The organism is Ruegeria sp. HKCCA5426 (assembly GCF_013034585.1).
Taxonomy (GTDB): Bacteria; Pseudomonadota; Alphaproteobacteria; order Rhodobacterales; family Rhodobacteraceae; genus Ruegeria.
The window spans coordinates 78,701-89,550 of record NZ_WQGH01000014.1 but is presented as its reverse complement, the minus strand read 5'-3'; the positions used below and the strand labels follow the sequence as shown (position 1 = coordinate 89,550).

Sequence of the window (10,850 nt, the reverse complement as noted above, 5' to 3'; positions counted from 1 at the left end):
GTTGCCCCGGCTGTCAAGAATTTCACGGGCGTGGATGTCGATGATTGTGCTCATTGTGTGGCCCTCAGACTTTGGTTGCCATCACTCGTGCGGTGTCCAGCATTCGATTGGAGAAACCCCATTCATTGTCGTACCAGCTCAGAATCCGAACCATTCCACCCTCGGTCAGGCGGGTCTGCTGGGTGGCAAAAATCGACGAATGAGGGTCGTGGTTGAAATCTGCGGAAACCAACGGCTCATCTGTCACCGCCAGTACCCCACGCATTTCGCCGTCTGCTGCGGCGCGAATTACGTCGTTAATCTGATCCAGGGTTACGTCTTGTTTCGGCATAAAGCAAAAATCAACAGCCGAAACATTCGGTGTCGGCACCCGGATGGCAGAACCGTCCAATTTCCCTTTGAGCTGGGGAAGAACCTCACCGACGGCACGGGCCGCTCCTGTCGAGGTCGGGATCATCGACATCGCGGCCGCTCGGGCGCGGTAGAGGTCTTTGTGCATAGTATCCAGAGTGGGCTGATCCCCTGTGTAAGAATGCACTGTCGTCATGTAACCGGTTTCGATTCCAAAGGCGTCGTCCAGAACCTTAGCAACCGGAGACAGGCAGTTGGTTGTGCAACTTGCATTCGACACAACAATCTCGTTGCCTGTCAGAGTTTTGTGGTTCACACCATAAACGATGGTCTTGTCAGCACCCGAAGCCGGGGCGGAAACCAGAACTTTCTTTGACCCATTGCTCACGTGCTGAATGGCGCTTTCGCGTTTTGTAAACAAACCAGTGCATTCAAGTGCGACGTCGACATCCTGCCAAGCCAACTTTGCGGGGTCGCGTTCTGCACTGACGCGTATTTCGCGCCCACCAACAAGCAATGTGTTTCCATCAACCTGAATATCCGAATCCAGCCGCCCATGAACGCTGTCGTATTTCAACAAATGCGCGTTCGTCTCAATAGGGCCAAGATCATTGATGGCCACCACGGCGACATCGTTCCGCCCTGCCTCAACCAAAGATCTCAGGACACTGCGACCGATGCGACCAAACCCGTTGATTGCTACTTTTACCGTCATTTTACTTCTCCAAAAATTTAGAATGCCGCTTCGGATTGCGCATCAAGGGATTCTGACATCGACACGACGCGCAGGATGTTCGTGGTGCCTGCAGTGTTGAAAGGAATGCCCGCCGTAACCGCGATGCGGTCGTCCTGACCGGCCAGCCCCATATCCCGCGCGGCACAGACTGCCGCTTTTACCGCGCCCTTGAAACGGATGGCGGGATCGACCGGAGCACAGGATAGACCCCAAACCAAGCCCAGCCTTCTGGCGACGGACGGATCAGGGGTCAGCGCCAGAATAGGCACGCGCGGGCGTTCCCGTGCGGCCAACGTGGCCGTCGAGCCGGACATAGTGTAACAACAGATCGTTTTCAGCGCGGTCGTTTCAGCGATTTCCCGAGCCGCAGATGTAATCGCTTCGGACACCGTGCTCTTGCAGGGGGTGCGTGCCGCTTCGATCGCTTCAAGGTAACCGGGATCCTGTTCCGTTTCCTCGGCTATAGCGTTCATCATCTGAACTGCATCGACCGGAAATTGTCCCGCTGCGGATTCTGCCGACAACATGACCGCATCGGCGCCGTCATAAATGGCCGACGCGACATCGGACACTTCGGCGCGGGTGGGAACCGGGCTGCCGGTCATGCTTTCCAGCATCTGAGTTGCGACTATCACAGGCTTTCCGGCCGCGCGGCACCCCCGCACCAACTGTTTTTGAATTGCCGGAACCTTTTGGATAGGCAGTTCCACACCCAGGTCGCCACGCGCCACCATGATCGCATCCGACGCATCCAGAATTGCGGGAAAACAGTCTACCGCCGCCGGTTTTTCAATCTTGCTCAGAATGCGCGCCCGGCCTTTTGCCAGCTTGCGCGCTTCTTCGATGTCTTCGGGCCTTTGCACAAATGACAAGGCAAGCCATTCGACACCAAGCTCGCACACAAATTCAAGATCTGCCCGGTCCTTGTCAGACAACGCAGCCAAAGGAAGCACGACATCAGGGACGTTCACGCCTTTGCGGTCGGAAATACGCCCGCCTACCATAACGCGACACTCGGCATGTAGGTCTGAGCAATCAATAACTGACATACGAATGAGACCGTCATTAACCAGTAGCGTTGCGCCCGGGGTCAGAGCCCGGAAGATTTCCGGATGCGGCAACTGAACACGGTTTTGGCTTCCCGCAGTGTCCTCCAGATCAAACCGAAAGCTCTGCCCATCGACCAACAACGCGCCACCGCCTTCGAATACTCCGCAGCGCAGCTTGGGGCCCTGAAGGTCTGCCAGAATACATATGGGCGCATTCATATCCGCCTCAACCTTGCGGATTGTGGCATGCAACCGGGCGATATCCTCGTGCTGTCCGTGGCTCATGTTGAGGCGGAACACATCCGCCCCTTCGGTTTTTAGGGCACGGATGGTTTCATAGCTGCTTGAGGCTGGCCCAAGTGTCGCCACAACTTTGATGTTTCTGTTTCGGATCATTCGGACCTTGCCCCTGAACCATTTTCATTTGTTATCGCTAACAATCACCATTCAAACCTAAAGTCAACATTTTCGCGCATTGAAGCGTTCTTTTTTGGCGAATAATGTTCGATATTATCAAAATATCTTGCAAAGCACACAAAAACCGCACATCTATTTTTGAGCGCAAAGGATCAAAAACATGCTTGGCAAGAACAGAAAATCTGAGATTTTGCACATCGCTCAAATCGAAGGAACGATCCGGGTTGAGGATCTTGCCCGACGCTTTGGGGTCGCCGAGCAAACCATCCGCCGCGACCTTGCGCAGCTATCTGATACCGGCCAACTGGAACGCGTTCACGGGGGCGCTGTCGTGTCTTCAGGGGCGGGGAATCTCGACTATGTGCAGCGCCGTAATCGAAATACCGAAGGCAAGGCAAGAATTGGCAGAGAATGCGCTGGCAGCATTCCAAACGGTGCAACTGTGTTCATAAACATTGGAACCACCACCGAAGCTGTTGCCCATGAATTGCTAACCCACAAAGACCTGTTGGTTGTCACCAACAGCCTGAACACCGCCAACATCCTTGCGGCGAACCCTGATATCGAGATTGTTGTCGCTGGTGGTTCGTTGCGGCGCACAGACGGCGGCCTGCTTGGCAACTTGACAACACAGGTGGTGGATTTGTTCAAATTCGACCATTCAATCATAAGCTGCGCCGGGATTGACGCGGACTTGGATCTGCTGGATTTCGATTTTCAGGAAGTGCGCGCAACGAAGTCTATCATACGACAGTCAAAGTCGACTTTTGTGGTTGCCGACAGTTCAAAAATGCTGCGGTCAGCCCCTGGGCGGATTGGGAATCTTGTCGACACCGATATCCTTTTCACCGATGCACCGCTGCCGGACGGTATGATGCAGAAGGCCCGCGAACTCGGCACGTCCATCAGCGTCGTGCAATCCTGAGGCGCGGTCGCAAGGCCAAGGTGACGCCCTGCGACCGATTGCGGTCATTTTTAGCTGGCCAATCGTTCGAACAGCCGCGCGACAGCTTCGGCACCCGGATCGACATGGCCCCGCAGTTGTTCTGCGTTGATATATGACGCGCGGCCCGCTCGGGCGCGCAGCATCGTTGCCGTTTTGTCAGCCCCCGCCCGCGCGGCAACTGCTGCATCGGGTAATCCGCCTTCCAGCTTGTCCAGTGCCGGTTTCAGTGCATCAATCATTGTCCGGTCACCGGGTTGGGCGCCACCAATATCCTGCATCCGCTGCAAACCAACATGCAACGCCTTCTGCATCGTTTCACCACTTGATGCCGCATCCCCCGCCGCTGCAAAGAAAATGGCGAGCAAAACACCTGAAGAACCGCCCATAGTCTGACTCAGCTCTTGACCGATTGCGCGGTACAGTTGTGTGTGATCCGCCAAAGGCAGCTTGTCCATCGCTGCAATCAGGGCGCGCGCCGCGCCTGCAAGCGTTGAGCCAGTGTCACCATCGCCGGACTTGGCATCCAGCGCGTTCAGGTCAGTCTCGGCCGCTATCAGTATCTCGCAGCACCGTGTCAGGAACGAACGGGTCTCTGCATGATCCGAGGCCAGAGGCTTAATTGGCTTCAGGCCATCGGGCAGTTCAAGCACGGGAACGTCGACCAATGCGTTTACACCGGGCCATGCGCTCAGGTGCGTTTTGGTCTGCAACGCCATCAGATCCTCGGTCGGCGCAGGATAGACCGAGATCGAAAATCCACGCATTTCAAGGGAAGTCATCATAGCCGCAGGTCCAACGATATGGCTAATCTGCTGCCCGATCGACGAATGCTTGAGCTCATGCGCCAGAATGGACATTTCCAGAACGGAAGCCCCGCCAAGGTTATTCAACAAAGCAACATAGCGCTGGTCAGGGTCCATCTTTGCACCCAGCTTTTCCACCATCATGGCGATGGCAGTTTTAGCATCCGAGTATTCAACCTGATCAATCCCGGCCTCACCATGGATACCGAGGCCCAGTTCAGCTTTACCGCTTGGAATGCGATCCTCTTTCGGTGCGCCGGGCACCGTACAGGTGTCAAGCGACATGCCGATGGACGATGTGCCTGCGATAACGCGCTCTGCTGCGGTTGTCACCGCATCGAGGTCGGCGCCATTCTCGGCCAATGCACCGGCGATTTTATGCACGAACAGCGTCCCCGCAACACCGCGTGCCTGGGGCAGATCAGGCAGCGCGACGTCATCATCCACGATGACCATATTCACATTGAGCCCAAAGGCGCGCGCACGTTCAGCCGCAAGGCCAAAGTTCAGGCGATCGCCGGTGTAGTTCTTGACGATAAGCAAGCAACCTGCCGGTCCGGTCACGGCCAAAATCCCGGCCAGAACCGCATCGACAGAAGGTGAGGCAAATACGTCACCACACACCGCAGCGGTCAACATACCTTCGCCGACGAACCCGGCGTGCGCGGGCTCGTGACCCGACCCCCCGCCAGACACCAGCGCAACCTTCGACTTGTCCCAGTCCGTGCGCACCACCACCCTGATATGTGGATAACCGTCCAGCCGGGCAAGGCGACCACCCGATGTTGCGATCACGCCGTCAACGGCTTCGGCAACGATGTCTTCTTTTTTGTTGATAAAATGGGTCATTTCAGCCTCTTTTACTGAATCCGGACGCCTTCGGCGTCGAAGAAAAACGGGTTGTTCGGAGCGATTTTGACGATATCGCCGCTTTTAAGCGAGGTGTGCGCGTCGGTTACAGTAATCAGATCATGATCCCTGAAAGACAGATGCAATCTGGTCTGATCGCCCAGATGTTCGACCCGCGTGACAAGACTGTCCTGTCCGTCCCCCTGTCCGATCTGTTCGGGGCGCAGGCCGATGGACTTGGCACCACTTGGGGCGTGACCAAAGATATCGGCGGGCAGAATGTTGATCCGGGGCTGGCCAAGGCGGCTGGCCGCATAGATGCTGACTGGGGCCTCGTAGATTTCCCGCGGCGTGCCAAACTGGATCAGCTTGCCATTATCCAGAACACCGACATGGGTCGCCATGGTCATCGCCTCGACCTGATCGTGTGTCACGTAAAGTAGCGTCGCGCCACTATCCGCCTGAATGCTTTTCAGCTCAATCCGCAAATCGGCGCGCAGCTTGGCATCCAATGAGCTGAGGGGTTCGTCCATCAAATAGACTTCGGGATTTCTCACCAAGGCACGACCGATCGAAACACGCTGCATTTCCCCGCCAGACAGGGCGGTCGCCTTGTTTTCAAGCTTGTGTGCGATCTGCAGTGTCTCGGCGACGCGCTGCACTTTGATCCTGATCTCGTCCTCGGGCGTCTTCAACAACGGGGACCGCAGCGGGAATGCCAGATTTTCATAGACCGTCAGATGCGGGTACAGCGAGTATTGCTGAAACACCATGGCAACGTTGCGCTGCGCCGGGGTCAATCCGGTCAGAGACTGGCCATTCATCAGGACGTCACCCTCATCCGGCTTGTCCAGCCCGGACACCATGCGCAGCGTCGTTGTCTTGCCGGCCCCGGTTGGCCCAAGAAGGACGACAAAAGCCCCATCCGGGATTGTCATGGATACGTTGTCCAAAGCGACCGTGTCGCCAAAGGTTTTTGTCACATTGCGAAGTTCAACCTCAGCCATGGTTCAGAACTCCTTCGTTTCCGGCGGACAACAGTGCCCTGCCCTTTTCCGTTTCGAACACCGTGATTGTACGCTCATCAAAGCGCAGGCCCGTTTTTTCACCTACATGAACGCGATCGCTGGATGGGATGCGCGCCTTGATCTCGCCATTCGGGGTATTCAGTGTCACGATCTGAGTGGTGCCAAGGTATTCCGTCGCCGTCACTTCGCCGCGATAGCTGGAACTGTCATCCAGATGCACATGTTCAGGTCGCACACCAAGCGCCAGATCGCCACGCGCGCCACCATGCTGTTCGGGGATACGAATTTGACTGTCACCCAGATCGACCGAGTGAGTGCCGCTGCCAACAATTCCATGAAAATTCAGGAAGTTCATGGAAGGTGAGCCGATGAAGCTGGCAACGAACATCGTGGCGGGCCAGTCATAGATATCTTGCGGCACCCCAAATTGTTCAACAACGCCGTGGTTCATGACCACGATCTTGTCGCCCATCTGCATCGCCTCTAGCTGATCGTGGGTCACGTAAACCGTGGTCGCCCCCATCCGGTCATGAAGGGCGCGCAGCTCTTCGGACATATGTTCGCGAAATTCTGCATCCAGCGCACCCAGCGGCTCGTCCATGAAGAACGCCTTGGGGTCACGAACGATGGCGCGCCCCAAGGCCACGCGCTGACGATCGCCTCCGGACAAGCCGCCAACAGGTTTCTTCAGAATATCGGTGATCCCCAGAATCTGGGCGACCTCGTCCACCTTCTTTTTTACCTGTGCTTTGGGCATCCCTTGGCTCAGCAGAGGATAGCTGATGTTCTTGCCGACATTCATATGCGGGTAGAGCGCGAACATCTGGAACACAAAGGCGATATCGCGCTGGCTGGCAGGCTTCATACCCACCTCTTCGCCGTCGATGTAAATCTCGCCACTGGTGGGCAGCTCAAGCCCGGCCATCATACGCAAAGTCGTGGTCTTGCCGCAGCCCGAAGGGCCAAGCAGCATAAAGAACTCGCCATCTTCGATGGTGAAACTCGACGACTGCACGGCGGTAAACGTCCCGAATTCCTTGCGCACGTTTTCAATTCTGATCTGTGCCATGTTCTTACTCCGGGAAGTGGCTGACGATGATGAACATCACCGTGCCAATCAGCGTGACAATGAAGGAATAGGTGAACAGGGCCAGCACGAAAGGCTGCATCAGCATGATCACACCCAACGCGATAAGGATGGAGGCCACCATTTCCCAAGGACCACGGCGCAGCCGCAGCAGGCCATTGATGAAGGTACTCATTTGCGAACCGCTCCGAATGTGATGCCGCGCAGCAGATGCTTGCGCAGAAGAATGGTGAAGACCATGACCGGCACTAGGAAGATCGTCGCCCCGGCGGCCACGGCGGGCCAGTCCTTGCCGCCAACACCGATGATGGTCGGAATGAAGGGCGGTGCGGTTTGTGCGGTGCCCGAGGTCAGCAGAACAGCAAAAGCGTATTCGTTCCAGGCAAAGATTAAGCAGAAAATCGCGGTTGAGGCGATGCCCGTCGCGGCCTGCGGCAGCACCACTTTGTAGAAGGCCTGAAAGCGGGTGTATCCGTCGATCAATGCGGCCTCTTCATATTCCACCGGGATCTCGTCGATGAACCCTTTTAGCAACCAAACCGACAGGGAAAGGTTCACGGCTGTATACAGCAGGATCATACCCAGATGCGTGTCGTTCAACCCTAGTTGCCGGAACATCAGAAAGATTGGGATCGCCACCGCAATCGGCGGCATCATCCGGGTCGACAGGATGAAGAACAGCAAATCATCCTTGAGTGGCACCCGGAACCGGCTGAACGCATAGGCCGCAGCGGTGCCCAGCACCATACACAGAAAGGTCGAGCCGAACCCAATGATGACCGAGTTCATGAAACGCTCGCCATAGCGCGACGCGCCGGTGATAACTTGCCCCTGTTCGCGAACCATTTCATCATACCATGTCTCTGGCGCGGGCAGCGCTGCGAGGTCTTCTTCATTCAGGCGCGTGCGCTGCGTGAACACGTTGACGTAGCCTTCCAGCGTCGGCTCGAACAGGATTTTGGGCGGATATGAGATTGAGTCGGCAGGCGACTTAAACCCGGTGGCGATGATCCACATCAGCGGCAGTATCGTGATGACCGCATACAGTACCACAGCGGTACCAGCGACCCACTTCGTCCGATTGGACGGCTCTGTAACAGAAAAGCTCATCTTTCTTTTACCTTGTTCAGGGCTTTGACGTAGATCGAAGCCAGCCCAAAGACGGTGACGAACAGGATGACCGCATAGGCCGAGGAATAGCCGGTGCGCCATTTCTCGAACGCCTCGCGTTTCAGGTCGATTGAGGTCAGCGTGGTCGTGTTGCCCGGCCCACCACCTGTCAATTGCACCACAAGGTCGAACATCTTGAAGTTTTCGATCCCACGGAACAACACAGCCAGCATCAGGAACGGCAACGCCATTGGGATCGTAATCGTCCAGAACTGCCGCCATTTGCTGGCGCGGTCGCATTCCGCAGCCTCATAGATCGAGTCCGGGATCGAACGCAGACCCGCCAAACAGATCAGCATCACGAACGGCGTCCACATCCACGTGTCGGCGATCACAATGGCCCAAGGCGCCAAGTGCACATCTCCGATCATTGAAAAACTGGATGGATCACCACCGGTAAAGAACGTCACTACATAATTGAATAGGCCGATTTGCGGCTGATAGAGGAACGTCCAGAAATTACCTACAACGGCCGGGCTTAACATCATGGGGAACACGATGATCGTGGTCCACATATCATTGCCCTTGAACTTCATGTTCAGCAGGTAGGCCAGCGCAAAGCCGATCAGAACCTGCAGAACGATGGTCCAGATCAGAAAATGCGCCGTGGCCTGCATCGTCATCCATGTGTCGCTGTCGGTCAGGATGCGCTCGTAGTTGCGCAGGCCGACGAAATCGATCTCACGGTTGGGACGGTTCACCTTGTAGTTGGTAAAGCTCAGCCGGATGGTCCAGATCAGCGGAAAGATGTTGACGGCCAACAGCAGGAAAATGGACGGCGCGACAAAAATCCAGGCGATGGTTCGATCTGACAGCCCGCGCACTTTCCGAGCCATCGGCTCGGGTGTCGCTTTGGCGATTTTATCCATCGGTGTGTGTATCATTGTTTGATCCTTCATCGGCGACAGCGATACTGTCTCCGAAGGTGGCGGAGTGCTCCGAATTAGCATTTTGCCAATCCGGAGAGAGAGCGCCGGGCAAACGGGATTGCCCGGCAAGATTTACGCTTAGATTTTGCCTTCGTCTTCGAAAGTCTCGGTCCAATCGTCGACCAGACCATTCAAGGCTTCCTCGGCCGTGCCATTGCCCGCAATCACATAGTCATGCACACGTTGCTGCATGGCCAGAAGCAGTTCGGCATAGGCTGGTTCCGCCCAGAAATCCTTAACGATCGCCATCGAATCCAGGAAGGTCTGCGCATAGGGCTGGCTGGTTGCAAAATCGGGGTCTTCAACGACCGCCTTCAGCGCGGAATAGCCGCCCAGTTCCCACCAGCGAGACTGAATTTCCGGCTGTGCGAACCACTTGATGTATTCCAGTGCAGCATCCTGTTTGTCCGAGTAAGAGACAACAGAAATCCCCTGCCCGCCCAATTGGGCAAACTGCCCGTTCGGACCAGCGGGGTTCGGGAAATAACCGGACTTACCACCGCCCACATTCGGGTCAGCCTCAACACCCGGCCAGATGAAGGCAAAGTTCATCTGCAATGCGACCTGACCAGACTTATAAGCGTCAATGTTCTCGCCCATGTACCAGTTCGAAGATCCCGGCGGTGTGGCGGTATCATAAAGGTCCTTGTAGAACTCCAGACCAGCGACCGCATCCTCAGAATTGACGAAGCCATCCAGTTCATACGGGCTGTCGGGGTTACCATATTCGAACCCATAGTTGTACAGCGCGTTGGTCACACCCATCGTGATGCCTTCGGACCCGCGCTCGGTATAGATCGCGGCACCGTAGACCGTCGTTCCGTCAATATCGCGGCCTTGGAAGAACTGCGCGATGTCCTTAAGTTCGTCCAAAGAGTTCGGAACATCCAGATCGCGGCCGTACTTTTCCTTGAACTCAGCCTGCAGTTCGGGGCGTTCGAACCAATCCTTGCGATAGGTCCAGCCGACAACATCTCCGAACGCAGGCAGCGCCCAATAGTTGGGGGTGTTCTTCGGCCATTCTGCGTAACCTGTGACGGTTGCCGGGATGAAGTCATCCATTGTGATGCCTTCGGCATCGAAAAAATCGTTCAGTTTGACATAGTGCCCATTTTCGGCACCGCCCCCGATCCACTGGCTGTCACCGATCATCAGATCGCATAGTTTGCCGCCCGAGTTCAGCTCGTTCAGCATACGGTCCGCAAAGTTGGGCCATGGCACGAATTCGAAATTCATGGTGTGGCCGGATTTTTCCTCGAAATCCTTGCTTAGTTCGATCAGCGCATTGGCCGGGTCCCAAGATGCCCAGCACAGGGTCAGGTCCTCGGCGCTGGCGGCACCGGAAACGGCCATCACTGCGGCAGTTGCAACAGAAAGTTTAAGCTGCGTCTTCATCAGAAAGCTCCTCCCATTTGTTTGGCGCCGACTCCTCTGACGGCGACTCATTGATGGGACAGTCGTAAATGAGGCACGTACCTCAGATCA

General features: G+C 56.0%; 10 protein-coding genes. 1 reads left to right on the top strand and 9 read right to left on the bottom strand.

Annotated elements, in window-relative coordinates:
* Positions 1–64: 64 nt before the first annotated feature.
* Together gap and pyk are read right to left on the bottom strand one after the other, a co-directional pair.
* On the bottom strand, positions 65–1,066 hold the full coding sequence (gap, locus tag GOV87_RS18720) for a type I glyceraldehyde-3-phosphate dehydrogenase (RefSeq protein WP_171212774.1): 1,002 nt from the start codon (positions 1,064–1,066) through the stop codon (positions 65–67).
* 17 nt (positions 1,067–1,083) lie between these two features.
* Positions 1,084–2,532, bottom strand: coding sequence for a pyruvate kinase (pyk, locus tag GOV87_RS18715; RefSeq protein WP_171212773.1), 1,449 nt, complete (start codon positions 2,530–2,532; stop codon positions 1,084–1,086).
* A 181-nt stretch (positions 2,533–2,713) separates the two neighbouring features.
* Here pyk and GOV87_RS18710 point away from each other — a divergent pair, with 181 nt between their 5' ends.
* Positions 2,714–3,478: a DeoR/GlpR family DNA-binding transcription regulator gene (locus tag GOV87_RS18710; RefSeq protein ID WP_171212772.1), complete on the top strand. Its 765-nt coding sequence runs from the start codon at positions 2,714–2,716 to the stop codon at positions 3,476–3,478.
* Positions 3,479–3,528: 50 nt separating this feature from the next.
* Here GOV87_RS18710 and GOV87_RS18705 read toward each other — a convergent pair whose 3' ends face one another.
* The 7 genes from GOV87_RS18705 to GOV87_RS18675 form a co-directional block, all read right to left on the bottom strand.
* Positions 3,529–5,151, bottom strand: a complete 1,623-nt coding sequence (locus tag GOV87_RS18705; protein ID WP_171212771.1) for a dihydroxyacetone kinase subunit DhaK — start codon at positions 5,149–5,151, stop codon at positions 3,529–3,531.
* 11 nt (positions 5,152–5,162) lie between these two features.
* Positions 5,163–6,158, bottom strand: a complete 996-nt coding sequence (locus GOV87_RS18700; RefSeq protein ID WP_171212770.1) for an ABC transporter ATP-binding protein — start codon at positions 6,156–6,158, stop codon at positions 5,163–5,165.
* Positions 6,151–7,248 (bottom strand): ABC transporter ATP-binding protein, encoded by a 1,098-nt coding sequence (locus GOV87_RS18695; RefSeq protein WP_171212769.1) that lies wholly within the window; start codon positions 7,246–7,248, stop codon positions 6,151–6,153. The genes GOV87_RS18700 and GOV87_RS18695 overlap by 8 nt, the downstream gene beginning before the upstream one ends.
* A 4-nt stretch (positions 7,249–7,252) precedes the next feature.
* Positions 7,253–7,441: a hypothetical protein gene (locus GOV87_RS18690; protein WP_171212768.1), complete on the bottom strand. Its 189-nt coding sequence runs from the start codon at positions 7,439–7,441 to the stop codon at positions 7,253–7,255.
* A complete protein-coding gene (locus GOV87_RS18685; protein WP_171212767.1) occupies positions 7,438–8,376 on the bottom strand; it encodes a carbohydrate ABC transporter permease in 939 nt (312 codons plus the stop codon). The genes GOV87_RS18690 and GOV87_RS18685 overlap by 4 nt, the downstream gene beginning before the upstream one ends.
* Complete coding sequence (locus tag GOV87_RS18680) at positions 8,373–9,320, bottom strand: carbohydrate ABC transporter permease (protein ID WP_171124711.1); 948 nt, start codon at positions 9,318–9,320, stop codon at positions 8,373–8,375. The genes GOV87_RS18685 and GOV87_RS18680 overlap by 4 nt, the downstream gene beginning before the upstream one ends.
* 123 nt (positions 9,321–9,443) lie before the next feature.
* Positions 9,444–10,760 carry an ABC transporter substrate-binding protein gene (locus GOV87_RS18675; RefSeq protein WP_171212766.1) on the bottom strand — a complete coding sequence of 439 codons (1,317 nt, stop codon included), beginning with the start codon at positions 10,758–10,760 and terminating at the stop codon, positions 9,444–9,446.
* Positions 10,761–10,850 lie beyond the last annotated feature (90 nt).